This window comes from Oceanobacillus caeni (assembly GCF_042678465.1).
Taxonomy (GTDB): Bacteria; Bacillota; Bacilli; order Bacillales; family Amphibacillaceae; genus Oceanobacillus; species Oceanobacillus caeni.
Map to the genome: position 1 here is coordinate 35,772 of NZ_JBHTKV010000001.1, position 16,953 is coordinate 52,724.

A 16,953-nucleotide genomic window follows, 5' to 3' on the forward strand; every position below is an offset into this window, starting at 1 on the left:
CTAAACCTATTTCCATATTATTCGCTTAATTTTACTTTTTTTGGCACAATGTACTTAGAGGTGATATGTTATGGCTGAAGTAAACATTGGAGATATTGTAAAAGCTCATTACCATTCAGGAACTTACATTGGAAAAGTCAAGGAAGATAGAGGTAAAAACTATCTAATAGAAGTGTTAGCTGTGCTAAAGCATCCAATGCAAGGGGATCTGCATAATCCTGGACAAGTGGAGGGTGTATTTTTTCATGAACGAAAAGCTTTATTCTATCAAGAAAAAATGAATGTAAAAAAACCTGCTGTTCATCCTTACGATGCAGAAGTACCTTCGTATGGGGATTCTTTAAAAGTCGCGGTTCATACATATAAAGAAAAGCTTTTACAAGAGGATACCCCTTATAACCAACAAGCAATACTAACTTTAAACCGTTTGGAAGAAAACAACTATAAAAAGCGATATTATAACATAAAAAGCTAGAGGAAAATTTGTCTCCCTCTAGCTTTTTATAATATTATTTATTCCCCTAAATGCTCTTTAACTACGTCAGCTAATGCATTTAATGCTTCTTCTTCATCATTTCCTTCAGTAGAAATTTCGATCTCTGCTCCACCAGGGATTCCTAAAGACATAACACCCATAATGGATTTTAAATTAACGGATTTACCCTTGTAATTAATGTTTACTTCGGATTCGAACTGTCCAGCTTTATTAACTAATAATGTAGCTGGTCTTGCATGCACTCCAGACTCAGCTGTGATTTTAAATGTTTGTGATTTCATTTTTTCACCCTTCTTCCTATAATTCACTCGAACACTATTTAAGCTGTACGAGTTAACTATGTTTATTATATACAATTTTATATATTTATCAAACGAAACGACATCATTCGTGAAAGAAGTTTGCTGTGAAGACAACTCATTAAAGTGTCATACTCACCTCCCCATTTAAGCCTTGTTCCGTTTGTAAATGACATTTGTCTTCCTTTTTATAATATGATACCGTTATTTTACACCATTCGTTAAGGGAGGATAAAATAATGAGTGTCCATATTGGCGCAAAAAAGGGAGAAATTGCAGATAAAATTTTATTACCGGGCGATCCATTGCGTGCAAAATTTATTGCAGAGAATTTCCTTGAAAATGTAAATCCATATAATGAAATTAGGGGAATGTTAGGATTTACTGGAACTTATAAGGGGGAACGTGTATCTGTTCAAGGTACAGGTATGGGTGTCCCTTCCATATCCATTTACGTAAATGAATTAATCCGAGAATATGATGTACAGAAACTAATTCGTGTTGGAACCTGTGGTGCTCTTCAAAAAGATGTAAAAGTAAGAGATGTCATTTTAGCACAAGGGGCAACTACTGATTCCCAAACGAATCGAATGATTTTTAATCAAATTGATTATGCACCATTAGCAGATTTCCATTTATTAAAAGCCGCCTACGATAATGGGGTCCAAAAAGGTTTGAACTTAAAAGTAGGTAATGTCTTTACGAGCGATTCTTTTTATCGTGAAAATGCACAGGAAATTAATGAACTGCTTGCAAGCTATCAAGTATTAGCTGTTGAGATGGAAACGACGGCACTGTATACGCTTGCTGCAAAGTATAGCCGAAAAGCATTATCTGTCTTAACCGTTTCAGATCATATCTTAACAGGCGAAGAAACGACTTCTGAGGAAAGACAAACAACATTTAATGACATGATGGAAATCGCTTTAGATACCATCATTCAATAAAGAAGACTTCCATCAATGGGGGTTTTCCTTCATCCCTCACTGATGGTTAGTCGAACTTATCGGACCTTTACGGGCTGTTGATCTACCACCTACCTTCTTTGTTTCTCAAGAAGCTTGAGATGGGAGTCTACTGCACGTTTAGGTTCTCTTTTATTTAGCTAATTCTTTTACCTAGTTTTCACCTATGTTAAAATTACTACAATTACATAATCTATATTTAAAAGCTTTTTCTTTACTAAGCAGGTAATATAGTTGGGAAACTTTAAATTTCCTAACCACTAAAATAATTAGGTAGGTGTTGAAACTTAGATGGAGATATTTTCTAATTTCCCTATTTGGGCGGCATTATCAGCAATCGTTTTTGCCCAATTCATAAAAATCCCAATAAAGTTTTTAGTAACTAAGCAATTTACGCCGAGTATTGCATTTAGTACTGGTGGCATGCCAAGTAGTCATTCAGCAGCAGTAGCCGCCCTCACCACAGCGATTGGTATAGTTGAAGGCTTATCTTCGTCTATGTTTGCAATATCCGCCATATTTAGTGTAATCACCATGTACGATGCTTCAGGTGTTCGTAGACATGCAGGAAGGCACGCTGTTGTATTAAATCGGTTAATTAATGATTTTCAATTATTCTTTGAACACGCAAAAGACTGGAATAGAAAAAAAGATTATGAAAAACGTCAAGAATTAAAGGAATTACTTGGTCATGAACCTAGCGAAGTCTTTTTCGGTGGACTGACTGGAATCATCGTCGCTTTGGCTTTATATCCATTGTTCTAGACTCCACGTTTCTCTTAAAAATCTTGGCATCCGCTTTAGGGTAGGCGGATGCCTTAGTTGCACTTATGCGGACGGGAAAGATTTTATGCTTTCTTAACCGCCAATATAAAAAGCATACCGATTTCGATATGGTATGCTTTTTCATTTATTATTATTTTTCCACAATTTTAAACTGGAAGAAGAAAAATCTTTTTTAATCCTCTGATATAAATTGCTGTCTAAACACTTGTAATGCTTCATTTTCTTCATTTAATGCTACTAGTTCTTCTTCCGTTATACTTCCATTACCTTCTTGAATAATAAACACTTCTACTTCTTTTTTTCCCCACTCATTAAAAACATCTTCCACTGTATTAAAATACAAATCAATTTTATTCCCAACAATAGCGCTACCAGTATCAGCTACGACACCATAACCATACTCCGGAATAAACAGAATAGTACCAATCGGAAATACACTCGTATCTGCAGCGATAGTAGAATATAGATCTCTCTTCACTTTTACTCCCGAGAACGTAATTCCAAAAGAAGGATGAGCTTCCGTCTTACCTGTTGATTCATAACCCGCTGTATAACCCGTCGCCATTACAACCTTAGAGGGATAACCTTCCACATCAACTATATCTTCTAAAGTCTTAGATCCATCAACTTCATTATTAGATATTAATCGTTCAGTAGGTTTAACTTTCTTAAGTCTTTCCTCTTTCTTTTCTAGATTTCTGTAATCTAATGAGTTTTCATCTGTGCGTTGTATCTGTAAATTATCTGCCCAAATTTTCATATCTGCAATGGTAATATTAGATATAGTAGATATTGTCACGTATAATGCTACTAAAAATAAGAAAGTCAAAGTCGTCCTTCGAATAAAATTTTTGATTTTCATGAATAACACCTCTCTGGGTGTCATCATTTCCAATCACATTAGATTTTATTCATTTTTTTCATATAAAACTATTAAAACATTTGATAACCATTCTTTCTTAGTAGTTTCATAACATATCCAGCTGTAATGGTTCCTAAGAAACCAAACACAAATAAAATAATGTCAAATCCAGTTAAATTTACTAATTTAGTACCTAGAGCTGAAAAAGCTTGTCCAGGCCTCACAATATATTCCCAAGTTGCTAAATTATCGATCATAATAATTAGAATAAATGGATATAAATACGCCATAAGCCATGTTTTACGTATAAGCATATTTACAATAAATGCAATTCCAAAAAACATGACAAAATATAAAATGATCATAACTAATAATTGAACCAATCGAGATACTCCTTTCCCCATATACAAAGATATCATTTTCATTTTATATGAATTCAAACAAAAAGCAAAGGAACAGTTCACTCCTTTGCTTTTCATTAACTATTTAAAAATTTGAACTTTCCCTTTTTCAGCACTAAGCTTAATCCTCCTAGTTTTAAAAGGTATTGTGTATCGACTAATCGTTTAGCGAGTGGAGCCTTCCACCCGAATAATTTACGTTTATTAAAAATTTGGCCGATTCCATCATGGCTCCCTAAACAAACAACCATGCCTTTAATTTTAGGTTCAAACGTTCTTAATTTATTTCCTTTTATCATTGCTACAACATTATAAGCAACTAATGCTGCTTGTTGAACAGTAATTTGCGCTGTAGGGTTAAAGGCTTTTCCACTTTTTTGATCTATAACATTTGCACAATCACCTACAACAAAGATATCTTGAAAGTCAGGTGCCTTCATCTCTCCAGTTACTGCTACTTTTCCATCTTTGGTTTGTAATCCAGACTTTTTAACTAAAGAATTAGCTCTTACCCCCGCTGTCCATATTTTGGTAACGGTAGGTATTTCCTCTAGTATCCCATCTTTTTCATAAGTTATTGTATCTGCATGACATTCCTTAATCGTTGCCCCTGTTATTATCTCCACACCACGAGAAACCAAGGAGTTCGTTGCATATTGTTGTAACGATTCATCAACAGCAGGTAAAATCGTTGCTTCTGACTCTAACATAATTATACGAACCAATGCTTTTTCAATATCATATTCTTTACAGATTTCTGGAATACGATCAACTAATTCACCAGCAAATTCTACTCCTGTTGGACCGCCACCGCCAATTACGATGTTCAATCTTCCTTTATTCTTTACATCTTCATTATGGTAACAAGCAAAATTATATTCTAAATGCTCCCTTATAAGCCTTGCACTATTTATATCCCCTATAAAAAAGGCATTTTCCTCTAATCCATGATTCTCTGGCATTTCCGATTCAAAACCCAAAGCAATAATAAGAATATCGTATGCTATTGTCTGGTCTTCTAGTTTTATCTTTTTTTCTTCAGGTTTAATGGAAACCACTTTATCTAAAATAAAATTTATTTTCTTTTCATTAATAATATCCCTAATAGGAATTCTTAGCTGGTCATGATGTAAAGATCCAGCCGCATTTTCATGTAGCCAAGCAGCTTGATAATGGTAATCTTCTTTATTCACAAGTGTTATTTGTGCCTCATTTGCATTTAATTTCTTTTGTAGATTTAATGCAGTTACTATTCCCCCATATCCCGCTCCAAGTATGACGATATGTGGTCTATGCATAATTTCACTTCCATCTCCTAACCTCGTTATTACTTTAATAGACTTAGCATTCACTTAAAAAGCTTGGTGAATGTCAAGTTTCCTAATTGCCTAGGAAATTATAAAATTTGTACGGCTGTGGATAACTTAGATACAGAAATAGCCACGTCAGACTCCAGCGCCTTTGTTCTCTTCCTAGTACATTAACATTTATTGGTAATATAAATTTAACCATTTTGTTACAAAATTGTAACATAATTCACATGTAATCATAGCGTGTATTGTTTTCTTTTTCAACCCCTAATATCTAATTTCCTAATTATTTATTTTCTGAATTCGAATGATACCATGTATACGCTACTATATTTATCAATATTCAAAGTCTTTTCATACCACTACCACCCTGTTTATGATACTATAAATACTATATTGTAATTTAAAATAGTAGAAATGAGGGTAATATCCATGTCAGAAAAAATCTATGATATTACGATTATTGGAGCAGGCCCTGTCGGATTGTTCACTGCGTTTTACGGTGGAATGAGACAAGCAAGTGTTAAAATCATTGAGAGTTTACCGCATACTGGTGGGCAATTAACAGCCCTGTATCCAGAGAAATATATATATGATGTTGCCGGCTTTCCAAAAGTAAGAGCTCAGGAATTAGTAGATAATTTAGAAAAACAAGCTCGTTTATTTGACCCAGAAATTGTGCTTAGTCAGTCTATTGAAACAGTGGATCGAATAGATGAAAACGTTCTGAAGCTTACTTCTAATACCGGTGATGTTCATTTAACAAAAACAATGATCATTACAGCAGGTAATGGTGCATTTCAACCGCGCCGCTTAAATATTGGAGATAGTGAACAATTCGAGGGAGTAAATCTGCATTATTATGTAAGAGATATGAGTATATTCAAAGACCAACACGTTGTTTTACTAGGTGGTGGAGATTCCGCAGTGGATTGGGCTCTAATGTTAGAACCTATTGCCAAAAAAGTTACCTTAGTTCATCGGCGTGATGAATTTAGGGCTCATGAACATACTGTAGAGAAACTCCATGCCTCTAATGTTGATATTCTAACTCCTTATGTTGCGGCTGATATTGTTTCTTCCAACAAAATTGATCAATTGATTTTACAAGAAGTAAAAGGTGAGAATCAAATTACATTAGAACCCGATTCTATTATTTGTAATTATGGTTTTATTTCTAAATTAGGTCCTATCAAAGATTGGGGCTTAACAATTGAAAAGAACAGTATTGTTGTTAACTCTAAAATGGAAACAAATATTCCAGGAATTTATGCGGCTGGAGATGTTTGTACGTATGATGGCAAAGTAAAATTGATTGCTACTGGATTCGGTGAAGGACCAACAGCAATTAATAACGCTAAACGTTATATTGATCCAAAAGCACGCGTACAACCTAAACACTCATCTGATTTAGATTTGTTTTAAAAGAACAAAGGCGGAAGCGCCCGTTTAGCGACGTACGGACTGGACTGAGCCGTAGGAGATAAAGGAAACACGACGAACGGAGTGAGTCGATGTTGACTTATCGCACGGAGGTGAAGGAAGTCTCGCTAGTCGCTGGGCGCTGGAGCCGGACGAAATAGATAAAGAAGCTATAATAATAGATTTCTTCTGATTATAGCTTCTTTATTTATGAATACTCATTTCCCTTAACGCTTCTCTATCTAATATTTGAATTTTGCGTTGACCTCTTTGCTCAATCCATCCATTTGTTTGGAAACTAGACAAACGTCTACTTAGCGTTTCCGAAGTTGTCCCTAAATAAGATGCGAGATCCTTTTTGCTTATAGGTAACTCGACACTCGTTGTATTGTATTTGTCAACTAACTCTAATAAATAACTTGCCGTTCGTGTTTCTACATCCTTTGAACTTAGATTTCCAACTAACTTTTCTGTTTCATCTAACCTATTACTAAATTGCTCTAATATTTTTATAGCTATTGTCGGATATTGCTTCAAAAGCTGCTGCATGTCACTACGATGAATGGCACATATTTCTGTTTTTTCGATTGTCTCGGCGTAACTATCTAACGTTTTCTCAGTAAATAAAGCTAACTCCCCCATGAATTCACCAGACTCCAATATACGAAGTAACTGTTCTTTACCAGACTCAAACAATTGATAGTTTTTAACCCGCCCCTGATGTATGATGTATAGATATTCTAATGGATCTCCTTCACTAAAAATAATTTCGCCTTTTTTAAAATTGAGATGGCGACTCATATCTGCAATTTTTTCCATCTCATCGAATGTTAAATGATTAAAAAAAGGTACTTTTGCAACACACAGCTGATCTTTGCTAATTCCATGATGACACCTTTTACCCATTTCGCACTCTCCATTCAAGTTAAAAAGCTAGAACACTTTAAAAAAGCATCCTAGCGAGAGAAACTAACAATCACCTGGTGTTCCAACAACTTCCTTCGTTCTAAAGGATGAGCCACATCCACAAGAATATACAGCCTTAGGATTATCAATGCTAAATCCGCCACCCATCATATTCTCTTTATAATCAATAGTTGTACCTTCTATAATTGGAATATCCTGTGAATTGATGACAACTGGAATACCATTCACTTCCTCTTGTACATCCAATTCCTCGTTTATTTCGTAATCAAATCCGATTGAATAAGATAATCCGCTGCATCCGCCACCTTTTACACCAAAACGTAGACGTACATTCTCACTTTCTTCTTGCATCATTTCTTTTATTCTTGTACTTGCTTGATCGGTTAAATTAATTACCATCTTTTTCACGGACCTCCTTACTTAATCTTTATTTTAAGTATACAAAGTAAAATTAACAACTTCAACTAATTCATTTTTTCTTTACCTCTTTATTTTTTTCATATCTCAGGATTCACCGTATCCCTAGTGATTTTCATTTTACAAAATGTTATATTCAAGATAAAATAACAATAAACATGGATTAATCAAAAAAAATTCAAATAGATTTTTTTAGTCGAAAACTTTATAATGAATTCAGGGAAAGGAGAAAAAACTATGTATGAACAAGTTCAAGAAGTGTTAAATAAATTACGTCCATTCCTATTACGTGATGGTGGAGATGTAGAATTAGTTGATGTGGACGAGGATGGAGTCGTTCTTCTACGTCTGATGGGAGCTTGTGGAAATTGCCCAAGTTCAACTATTACTTTAAAAGCCGGTATTGAACGCGCCCTTACTTCGGAAGTACCTGGTGTAAAAGAAATCGAGCAAGTATTTTAATAACATATGAAAGGCAGGAACCATTCCGTTACCTGCCTTTGTTCTTGTCTAGGAAATTATAACATTTGTATGGCTGTGGATAACTTAGATACAGAAATAGCCACGTCCGGCTCCAGCGCCCAGTGACTAGTAGACTTCCTTCACCTCCGTACGATAAGTCAACATCGGTTCGCTTACGCTCACCGTGTTTCCTTTATCTCCTACGGCGGTGGAATGTCCGATTAAAACCGCCGCTTTGCGCGGCAACATCGGACCACCTGGCATGGCCAGGCGCAGTCTATACGTCACTAAACGGGCGCTTCCGCCTTTGTATATTATACCGGTGTTTTTGCACCTCTACCCTGTATTACCCCATCCACATTCTCCAAACAAAGTTGAATCATTCTTGTTCTTGTTTCTATGCTAGAGGAACCGATGTGTGGTAAGCACACAACGTTATTTAACTTTAATAATGGGTGATCACTATTAATTGGTTCGTTTTTAAATACATCCAATCCCGCTGCTTCAATCACTTTATTCTTTAATGCATCTACTAACGCTTCTTCGTCCACTACTCCTCCACGGGAAATATTAATAAAAATGGAAGATGGCTTCATTTTACGAAAAGTATCCTTATTAAACAGTCTCTTCGTTTCGTCTGTTAATGGTACAACGGACACAACATAATCCGATAAACGTAATAGTTCATCAAAAGAAACATAGGATGCTCCTAACTCTTTCTCTGCTTCTTCCTTTCTGCTTCGATTATGATATAAAATTTCCATTTCAAAACCCTTTGCACGTTTAGCGATTGCTTCACCTATTCTTCCCATTCCAACGATACCTATCGTTTTATGGTGAATGTCCGTTCCTGCTAATAAAAACGGTGCCCAATTTTTCCATTGATCCGTTTTTATGTAATTATTTGCTTCAATCACTCTTCTAGCTGTTGCCATAAGCAATGCAAATCCGAGGTCGGCAGTGGTTTCCGATAATACATCAGGTGTATTGGTAATGATTATTCCTCGTTTTTTTGCTACATCTACATTGATGTTATCAAATCCAACTGCAAGATTTGCCACTACTTTCAAGTGTGGTGCTTTAGACAATAGTTCTTCATCTATTTTTTCACTGAGCATAGATATGATTCCATTAGCATGTTGGATTTCTTTTACTAATATTTCCCTTGGTACTGGCTCTTCTTCTTTTTCCCACATACGAATGTTGTATTGATTTTCATAAATATTTACAAGTTCTCTAGGTATTTTTCTTGTAATATAAATACTTGGCTTATTCATGCTATCCCCGCCCTTTGGTTGTTGTTTCATAACCAGTTTACCACAGGAATATTTAAAATCTTAGGATTAATATCTAAACTCTCATAAAAGTTTCGTAGCATATCTTCGTAATAAGTTTGGTTATCTAAAAGCTGCCTCAATTCTTCATATAGAATTTCATCTTTTTCTTCCGTAAATCCATGTATGAATAAATCTAAAATATGAGCAGGAAATAATAAGCGCCCATATAATAAACGGAAGCTAAAAACAGATAACGGACGAACCGATTGATATTCATTTAGAAATTGGAGTATTTTTTCTTTACTTTCCCCTTTTACTATACAATTCCTAATATGTTCTGCTATGTCTCTAATCGGATGATCATAGACCAAATTATCAATCCATAAGATGGAATCATTTAATTGATGATGATAACGGTGAAATGTGATCGTTCCTTGATCCACTTCATGAAACCTAGTTTCTGTTTCACTTTCTCGAATATATTGTATAGCATTTTCGCTTATACCAATAATATACGGTAGAACATCCATAACGAGTCGGTAGTAAGCATTCGGATTTTTATTTGCTTCTTTTTCAACCTTGGCCTCAACATAATCAAGTTTCTCTATCCATAGTGATTTCCACTTACCGTAACTTGAGATTTCCTTTGGTTGATACTGATACCTTGATCCAATCTGATGAAACTCCGCCAATCTTCTACCTTCAAAGTTTTTATCCATTTGTTGTATATTGGCTACCTGCATCACCATATAATTATTATTATGGTAAGAGGTAAACCATTCTCCTTGAAGATTCGGAATCGGTAAGGTGATATGATCTATATGATTATCTCTTAAAAAGTAAGCAAGACTCGCCTGTTCCAAATAAACCATTTCCTTGTTTTCAACAGAAGTGATAAAATTGATATAATTACCAGTCCTATACCCTTCTTCTCGGTCAAAGCCTATTTTTTCATCAACTTGGATACCATAATAGGTAGAAAGAAAATCATTAAAAGGCACTAATATCTCTCCTCTCCATTACTAACATTATATGTAGAGAAAATGATTATTTAACTAAAAAGAAAAGGTGATTAATTTGGCAAAAACAAGTGAACTAGAAAAAAAGGCAAGAGACTTAATATCTAATCGAGGTGTCACCATTGACCATATCGCGGAGCTAGTTTATTATTTACAATCCGCCTACCACTCAGATTTAGATTTAGACCTATGTAGGGAAAATGTGGAAAAGGTTCTTGCCAAAAGAGAGGTACAAAATGCAATCATTACAGGTATTCAATTAGATATCTTAGCGGAGAAAAAACAATTAGAAGAACCTTTACAAGAAATTATTGAGAAGGATGAAGGGCTTTATGGTATTGATGAGGTAATTGCATTATCCATCATCAATGTTTATGGTTCTATTGGTTTTACAAACTATGGATACATCGATAAACAAAAACCAGGAATTCTAAAAAGATTAAACGATAAATCAACGGGTGAAGTTCATACATTTTTAGACGATATTATTGGTGCAATTGCAGCAGCAGCTTCGAGTCGACTAGCCCATACGTATGCGGAAGAAATGGAAAATGATTAACATAGAAAACCTAACACATCTGTTAGCGAATGTGTTAGGTTTTCTTATTTTGGGACGTATCCGCTTCTCGCTAAAAATTTTATCCCACCTAAAGTTCTGGTGAAACAAAGAAGGTAGGTGGGAGTGAAGGAAAACCCCCACTGATGGAAGTCTTCTTTATATGTTATCTAACCATTCATTTAAACCATGAACATAATAAGTTGGTTTTTCAGTTAAATGTTCATACTCGGAAAAAGGAGTAACTCCTGTAAAAACCATTAATGTGTCCATTCCTGCTTTTATCCCTGCTTTAATGTCGGTATCATAATTATCGCCGACCATTAATGTTTCCTCTTTTGTTAATCCAATTAAGTTTAAAGCCTCTTCCATAATAATAGATTCAGGTTTACCAATAAATATAGGGTCAACTCCTGTACTCACCGTGATTACAGAAGTGATGGATCCATTCCCAGGTAATAATCCTCTTTCTGTCGGTAAAGCTACATCCCCATTTGTTGAAATAAATGTTGCTCCATTTCTGACAGATAAGCATGCTTTTGCTAATTTTTCATAAGTTAGTTCTTGGTCAAGCCCGACAATAACATAATCTGCTTCTTCTCCATCCACAACTTTAAGTCCATTTTCTTCTAATGCATGATACAGACCTGCTTCACCAATGACATAGCAGGTCGCATTAGGTTTTTGTTGTTTAATATATTTGGCAGTTGCTAAACTTGTTGTCACAACTTGGTCTGCCTTTGCCTGTATTCCCATATTATTTAGCTTGCCCGCAACATCTTCCCCCGTTTTTGTCGAGTTGTTCGTTACGAATAAGAAAGGTATATTTTTCTCCACTAATTTATCAATAAATAGAGTTGCTTCTTGAATTGGTTCTTTGCCTAGATACATGGTGCCATCTAAATCGATTAAATATCCGTTATATTGCTTCATTTTCTTCCTCATTTCATGATCAAATTATTTTAAGATGTTTTAATGGTCCATTTGCAAACATGTGACCCTTTTGTAATTAGTGAATGAACAGAAACGGTTCCATCAGAAAACAATTTCTCAAGCATGGTAATTTCATTTTCACATACTTGATGGTACTCCGATGCGATATTTAGTATTGGACAATTATAATTTCTAATTTCATAATCACCCTTTTCTGTCTTTTCCACTTCTACTAAATAACCATTGTCATTTTGAACTTGGACGACTTGATTGATTCTATCGGGCAGCGTTTCAGAAGTAATGCATGATTCATAATAATCCGTTTCTCTTTGCATCCGTTTTTTAAACAAATCATTGACAATTTCTGAACCTTGAAGTTCCTCTAAATCCTTTAATAAATCTAATGGCAATGTTTTTAACTGATTTGGAAAAGTTTCATGACCTGCTTTAGTTAATGTATATTGATAGTAAGGTCTTCCAATACTTTGACTATAGGCTTTTTTAGTAAGGAGTCCTTGTTTTTCTAGTTCATGAATATGCTTTCGAACTGCTACTTCTGAAATCGTAAAATATTCCATGATTTCCCCTATCGCCATGGAATGATTCTTCTTTAAAAGATGTAAAATTCTTTGTTTTGGAGGCATCTTTTTACCCATTTACATCACCCTTATTTATGATTAGAAAAACATAAGCGCCCGTTTAGCGACGTACGGACTGGACTGAGCCGTAGGAGATAAAGGAAACACGGTGAGCGTAAGCGAGCCGATGTTGACTTATCGTACGGAGGTGAAGGAAGTCTCGCTAGTCGCTGGGCGCTGAAGTTAGACATGATTAGAAAAAGCATTAGCAACCCCTAATTCATTTTTTAGGTATGTTCTAATATGAGTACTGAACTGTTCTAATAGCGCTTTATTTTTTGAAAGAACAGCGTTTAGTTGTTCATGGTCTACATTTTGATAATCATTGACAAGCATCTTACGTAAGCTTATTACCTCTTTATATCCTTTTTCTTCCAATTGGGGTATCACTTTCTCATCTACTAATATGTCAATGATATCATCATAGCTCCCAGGATCTCTCATAATAAATCCATCAATCATCATGTTTCCAACGTCGAGGATAGATTCGATTAAGATATGCGCAATTCTTTCCTGGGCTAATTGACTTATATAACTTTCAATTTTATTGTTAGATAGCTCATTTAGTAATTGATCCATATTTTTTAAAGTAATTTCTATATTATTTCTGTCAACAAAATACATTGTTTTCGTCTCCCCCTAATTGACTTTCCTCCATTTTACCATATCATTATATTTATATCATAAGTGGGAAAACTGAAAAAAACATCACAAAAATAAAGAGGGAACTAGGTATGGATACTACAGCGATAATTGAAATGGATGCATCATCAACGGCTTCTGCGATTAGAAAAGGGGAACTAACTAGTACGGAAGCAGTTACGGCATACATAAAGCATATAAATGTGGCAAATCTAAGTATCAATGCGATGATTGAAAAACGTTTTGAAGAGGCTTTAAAGGAAGCGAAGGAATTAGATGAACAATCATTACATAATAACAATAAAGGTGCCTTATATGGGGTCCCTATTAGTGTAAAAGAATCAATCAATGTTTCTAACATGAAAACTACAGGCGGACTGCAACATCGACAAGATTTAATAGCTAGGCAGGACGCAGAGGTAATTACTAAATTAAAAGCAGCAGGGGCAATCATTTTAGGGAAAACAAATACACCTGCTCTTTGTTTTAGCCAAGAGACGGAAAATAAATTATATGGCAGAACGAACAACCCTTGGGATCTCACAAAAACAGCGGGTGGTTCAAGTGGTGGAGAAGGAGCTTTACTTGCTGTAGGCGGTGCAGCAGCAGGAATTGGCTCGGATATTGGTGGGTCCATTCGCATTCCAGCTCACTTTAATGGTATTATCAGTTTTAAACCAGGAATGAATCAAGTCTCACAAGAAGGTCATTTTCCATCAGTTATGAATACATTCGCAGAAAGAATGCTATCGATTGGCCCAATGGGTAAATCTGTGCAGGATATGCGATTTTTATATGAAATCATATCTAATAAAAGTTTAAAAACTAAACATTTACAAAATTATAAAGTCGAAATCCTACCTGGAACAATCGAATACCCTCTTTCGGAAAACATGAAAGAAATGCTTGATACCGTAGAGACCTACTTAGAAAAGTTCTTCTCTATAAAACGTACCGTTCCCCCTTTCTTTGAAGATAGTGCTAAACTTTGGCAAGATATTCTTGCAAGTGATCATAATCATATCTTAGAACAAGAGGCATATAACAATGATCGTTCAGGAGTTTTCAAAGCCTTTTTTAGAGAAAAATTAACAGAAAGAACCTCCATTCGCCCTTCGTTGTCCTGGGGAATTTTTGGTTCGAAATTATTTAAGCCAAATGGTAAACGAACATTAGAAGTGAAGGAAATAATTGAAAAGGGAGATAAAAGATTAGCGGAGTATTTGAAAAACCGTCTACTTATTTTTCCTGTGTATTATCAAGCTGCCAAGGAACATGGAAAAGTATATCATGATATTTTTTCGATACGTAAGACCTTTTTACAATATATGCCATATGTAACTTATGCTAATGTTTGGGGGCTCCCCTCATTAACCATACCAATTGGGGTGGATGATAAACAGATGCCGATTAGCATCCAAATTATGAGTAGTATAGGAAATGAAGATGCCATATTCCGCCTTGGAAGATTAATTGAAAAACGGTTTAGAGGATATGCCCGTTGTTCTTATTATGATTAAAACCTTGGCATTTAATAGAAGAAAGTTTTATCCTTTACACTAAATTTAAAGAAGCAACCTTCGCCTCAAAAGGTTGCTTCTTGTTCATTTAATTCTCTTCAAAGCCTGTTATTTGTGATGATTTATAGGCATCGATAAGGAGAAATACTGCTGTAATAATATGCATAATCATACCAACAATCGGAATCCATCCGATACATGATGTTATAATTCCAAGAATACTTCCGTGGATTTTTTTCTTTTCGTAAACCGAAAAAATCAGGGTCACTAAATGCAAAATAAACATTACCGCTAATGGTAACCACGCATAACTAATAATAATAACTCCACCGATAAACGGTATTCCCCAAAACGCTTCAAGACCACCGCTTATCCACTTCAATATAGTTGAAATATTCAACGATCTACACTCCCTTTCCTAAACTTTTATGAATACACGTTTCACTCCTAAACATATTATGCTTTACTTCTGAGAAAGCTAATTCTAAAGGGAGGAAAAAACATGCCAAAAGATCATAATAAAAAGTATTCCAACTTTTCAAATGTCGAAAAAATGAAAAATGAGTTAATACCAGAGGAATTTCCTGAGGGTGCTGTTGGTTCTGCTATAAATAAAGAAGAAACGGTATCAAGCAAATCAACAGAATGGAAAGAAGGGCAAAAACGAATGAGTGCGTATGTTTACCCTGATGAAGATCAACATGATGATCTGCCAAGACAATTCCCAGGAGCACACCCCTTACATGATGAATAACAAAGGCGCAAGCGCCCATTTAAATGACGGACAGAGGTGAAGGAAGTCTCGCTAGGCGCTGGAGCTAGACTTGAATGAATTGGAGCAGTGTTAGGATTACTGCTCCTATTTTTTCACCTTTTTCAATACGAAATAAGCACAACCAAAATTACAGTATTCGTAAATGTAATCATCTAACGCACTGATTTTAGTATCTACCTGCGCTTTTGCGTTTCGATCGTGATAAAAACCTTTTAAACGAAGCTGGTTATATCCCCAATCCCCAACAATGTAATCATATTTACTCAAGATATCCGAATACCGTTCCTTTATTGCATTTTCTTCAAAACCATTCTTAATATTTTCTACGATCTCATAATGCTTTCCATGTAACTCGATCAATGTATCAGTCACCTCACCTAATTGAATATATTTTACCATATCTTGCTGAATAGAAACCACCTAATTCAGTGCATTATTTCCTATTTTATTACCACACTATAATTGAGATATATGAGATTGTTCAAAAAGTCCGGTGAAAAAGACATTCCCCTGTATAGAGACAGCGTTACATTAGGATGTTGCGCATTTAGCCAACGTCGGTCCTTTTCATCCTCCTTTTTGAACACGAACTATATGAAAAAAGGTGGTTTACCATGAAAAAAGTCTTCGCTTCCATTATTGCAATATATATGTTGATCGTAATAAGTGCATGTAACACAAACGATGATACAGACAACGCGACACAAGATATGCAAAATAGAAATCAAATTCAAGACCAGCTGAATCCAAATCATAAAATTCAAACCCCATCCAATCAAGATATTAATCATCAATTAGGATATGTCCGATATTCAAAAGATGAAATCGATACACAAAATCTGGACAATCATGAAGCTAGAATTGATAGAAGAGAAATGGCTGACATGATTACTCGTTTAATTTTAAACAATAATGGATTTAATGAAGTGGCAACACTTGTTACAGATCAAGAAGTGCTTATTGCTTATGATAGAGATAACAATAGTGATTCCAAGTTAACAAAAGAGGTTGCCCAAAAAACTGCTGAATCTGTCATGCCACGTTTTTACAAGGTATATGTAAGTGATAACAAATCTTTAATGTATGATATCCAAAGTCTTCATAACTCAAATACGAATCGTAATTACGATAAGTTGATTCAAAAGTTAATTAATGACATGGAAAAACCATACGAACATGAATAATTCATTTTATTTTGCTATCGCCATAATACCTGGCGATAGCTAATGTCTATTTTAGATGATGT

The 16,953-nt window shown here is 35.0% G+C and carries 22 protein-coding genes; 9 read left to right on the plus strand and 13 right to left on the minus strand.

Annotated elements, in window-relative coordinates:
- Window positions 1–70 precede the first annotated feature (70 nt).
- Window positions 71–475 (plus strand): kinase-associated lipoprotein B, encoded by a 405-nt coding sequence (locus ACFQ18_RS00165; protein ID WP_047184609.1) that lies wholly within the window; start codon window positions 71–73, stop codon window positions 473–475.
- Window positions 476–513: 38 nt separating this feature from the next.
- Here the strand turns inward: ACFQ18_RS00165 and ACFQ18_RS00170 are convergent, their stop codons facing one another.
- Complete coding sequence (locus ACFQ18_RS00170) at window positions 514–777, minus strand: phosphocarrier protein HPr (RefSeq protein WP_047184610.1); 264 nt, start codon at window positions 775–777, stop codon at window positions 514–516.
- Window positions 778–1,034: 257 nt separating this feature from the next.
- Here ACFQ18_RS00170 and deoD point away from each other — a divergent pair, with 257 nt between their 5' ends.
- Together deoD and ACFQ18_RS00180 are read left to right on the plus strand one after the other, a co-directional pair.
- Window positions 1,035–1,742 (plus strand): purine-nucleoside phosphorylase, encoded by a 708-nt coding sequence (gene deoD, locus ACFQ18_RS00175; RefSeq protein WP_060667526.1) that lies wholly within the window; start codon window positions 1,035–1,037, stop codon window positions 1,740–1,742.
- A gap of 309 nt (window positions 1,743–2,051) precedes the next feature.
- The gene (locus tag ACFQ18_RS00180) at window positions 2,052–2,525 is read left to right on the plus strand and encodes a divergent PAP2 family protein (RefSeq protein ID WP_047184612.1); all 474 of its coding nucleotides are present in this window, start codon (window positions 2,052–2,054) and stop codon (window positions 2,523–2,525) included.
- A gap of 193 nt (window positions 2,526–2,718) precedes the next feature.
- Here ACFQ18_RS00180 and ACFQ18_RS00185 read toward each other — a convergent pair whose 3' ends face one another.
- From ACFQ18_RS00185 to ACFQ18_RS00195, 3 genes are all read right to left on the minus strand, one after another.
- Window positions 2,719–3,408 (minus strand): 3D domain-containing protein, encoded by a 690-nt coding sequence (locus tag ACFQ18_RS00185; protein WP_047184613.1) that lies wholly within the window; start codon window positions 3,406–3,408, stop codon window positions 2,719–2,721.
- Between the two features lie 71 nt (window positions 3,409–3,479).
- Window positions 3,480–3,791, minus strand: coding sequence for a YuiB family protein (locus ACFQ18_RS00190; protein ID WP_186301035.1), 312 nt, complete (start codon window positions 3,789–3,791; stop codon window positions 3,480–3,482).
- 95 nt (window positions 3,792–3,886) lie between these two features.
- Window positions 3,887–5,107: an NAD(P)/FAD-dependent oxidoreductase gene (locus ACFQ18_RS00195; RefSeq protein WP_047184614.1), complete on the minus strand. Its 1,221-nt coding sequence runs from the start codon at window positions 5,105–5,107 to the stop codon at window positions 3,887–3,889.
- A 444-nt stretch (window positions 5,108–5,551) separates the two neighbouring features.
- Here ACFQ18_RS00195 and ACFQ18_RS00200 point away from each other — a divergent pair, with 444 nt between their 5' ends.
- Window positions 5,552–6,544, plus strand: a complete 993-nt coding sequence (locus ACFQ18_RS00200; protein ID WP_047184615.1) for an NAD(P)/FAD-dependent oxidoreductase — start codon at window positions 5,552–5,554, stop codon at window positions 6,542–6,544.
- A gap of 201 nt (window positions 6,545–6,745) precedes the next feature.
- Here ACFQ18_RS00200 and ACFQ18_RS00205 read toward each other — a convergent pair whose 3' ends face one another.
- Together ACFQ18_RS00205 and ACFQ18_RS00210 are read right to left on the minus strand one after the other, a co-directional pair.
- A complete protein-coding gene (locus tag ACFQ18_RS00205; RefSeq protein WP_047184616.1) occupies window positions 6,746–7,447 on the minus strand; it encodes a Crp/Fnr family transcriptional regulator in 702 nt (233 codons plus the stop codon).
- Window positions 7,448–7,510: 63 nt separating this feature from the next.
- Complete coding sequence (locus tag ACFQ18_RS00210) at window positions 7,511–7,867, minus strand: HesB/IscA family protein (protein WP_047184617.1); 357 nt, start codon at window positions 7,865–7,867, stop codon at window positions 7,511–7,513.
- A gap of 255 nt (window positions 7,868–8,122) precedes the next feature.
- On the opposite strand from ACFQ18_RS00210, the gene ACFQ18_RS00215 reads away from it, so the two are divergent.
- Window positions 8,123–8,347: a NifU family protein gene (locus ACFQ18_RS00215; protein WP_047184618.1), complete on the plus strand. Its 225-nt coding sequence runs from the start codon at window positions 8,123–8,125 to the stop codon at window positions 8,345–8,347.
- Between the two features lie 314 nt (window positions 8,348–8,661).
- Here the strand turns inward: ACFQ18_RS00215 and ACFQ18_RS00220 are convergent, their stop codons facing one another.
- Both ACFQ18_RS00220 and ACFQ18_RS00225 read right to left on the minus strand, forming a co-directional pair.
- Window positions 8,662–9,624, minus strand: coding sequence for a 2-hydroxyacid dehydrogenase (locus ACFQ18_RS00220; protein ID WP_204797600.1), 963 nt, complete (start codon window positions 9,622–9,624; stop codon window positions 8,662–8,664).
- 26 nt (window positions 9,625–9,650) lie between these two features.
- Window positions 9,651–10,625: a hypothetical protein gene (locus ACFQ18_RS00225; protein ID WP_204797601.1), complete on the minus strand. Its 975-nt coding sequence runs from the start codon at window positions 10,623–10,625 to the stop codon at window positions 9,651–9,653.
- Between the two features lie 70 nt (window positions 10,626–10,695).
- Here ACFQ18_RS00225 and ACFQ18_RS00230 point away from each other — a divergent pair, with 70 nt between their 5' ends.
- Window positions 10,696–11,202 (plus strand): phosphatidylglycerophosphatase A family protein, encoded by a 507-nt coding sequence (locus tag ACFQ18_RS00230; protein WP_052771686.1) that lies wholly within the window; start codon window positions 10,696–10,698, stop codon window positions 11,200–11,202.
- A gap of 156 nt (window positions 11,203–11,358) precedes the next feature.
- On the opposite strand, the gene ACFQ18_RS00235 is transcribed toward ACFQ18_RS00230, so the two are convergent.
- The 3 genes from ACFQ18_RS00235 to ACFQ18_RS00245 form a co-directional block, all read right to left on the minus strand.
- Entirely contained in the window at window positions 11,359–12,132 is a 774-nt protein-coding gene (locus ACFQ18_RS00235) for a TIGR01457 family HAD-type hydrolase (RefSeq protein WP_047184621.1), read from the minus strand.
- A gap of 29 nt (window positions 12,133–12,161) precedes the next feature.
- The gene (locus ACFQ18_RS00240; RefSeq protein WP_047184622.1) at window positions 12,162–12,788 is read right to left on the minus strand and encodes a helix-turn-helix transcriptional regulator; all 627 of its coding nucleotides are present in this window, start codon (window positions 12,786–12,788) and stop codon (window positions 12,162–12,164) included.
- 165 nt (window positions 12,789–12,953) lie between these two features.
- A complete protein-coding gene (locus ACFQ18_RS00245; protein WP_047184623.1) occupies window positions 12,954–13,394 on the minus strand; it encodes a DUF86 domain-containing protein in 441 nt (146 codons plus the stop codon).
- Between the two features lie 110 nt (window positions 13,395–13,504).
- On the opposite strand from ACFQ18_RS00245, the gene ACFQ18_RS00250 reads away from it, so the two are divergent.
- A complete protein-coding gene (locus ACFQ18_RS00250) occupies window positions 13,505–14,932 on the plus strand; it encodes an amidase (RefSeq protein ID WP_204797602.1) in 1,428 nt (475 codons plus the stop codon).
- An 88-nt stretch (window positions 14,933–15,020) separates the two neighbouring features.
- Here ACFQ18_RS00250 and ACFQ18_RS00255 read toward each other — a convergent pair whose 3' ends face one another.
- Window positions 15,021–15,332, minus strand: coding sequence for a hypothetical protein (locus ACFQ18_RS00255; RefSeq protein ID WP_047184625.1), 312 nt, complete (start codon window positions 15,330–15,332; stop codon window positions 15,021–15,023).
- A gap of 102 nt (window positions 15,333–15,434) precedes the next feature.
- Between ACFQ18_RS00255 and ACFQ18_RS00260 the strand changes: the two genes are divergently transcribed.
- Entirely contained in the window at window positions 15,435–15,686 is a 252-nt protein-coding gene (locus tag ACFQ18_RS00260; RefSeq protein ID WP_047184626.1) for a hypothetical protein, read from the plus strand.
- A 105-nt stretch (window positions 15,687–15,791) separates the two neighbouring features.
- On the opposite strand, the gene ACFQ18_RS00265 is transcribed toward ACFQ18_RS00260, so the two are convergent.
- Complete coding sequence (locus ACFQ18_RS00265) at window positions 15,792–16,067, minus strand: YutD family protein (protein ID WP_047184894.1); 276 nt, start codon at window positions 16,065–16,067, stop codon at window positions 15,792–15,794.
- 254 nt (window positions 16,068–16,321) lie between these two features.
- Between ACFQ18_RS00265 and ACFQ18_RS00270 the strand changes: the two genes are divergently transcribed.
- On the plus strand, window positions 16,322–16,891 hold the full coding sequence (locus ACFQ18_RS00270; protein WP_047184627.1) for a YhcN/YlaJ family sporulation lipoprotein: 570 nt from the start codon (window positions 16,322–16,324) through the stop codon (window positions 16,889–16,891).
- Window positions 16,892–16,953 lie beyond the last annotated feature (62 nt).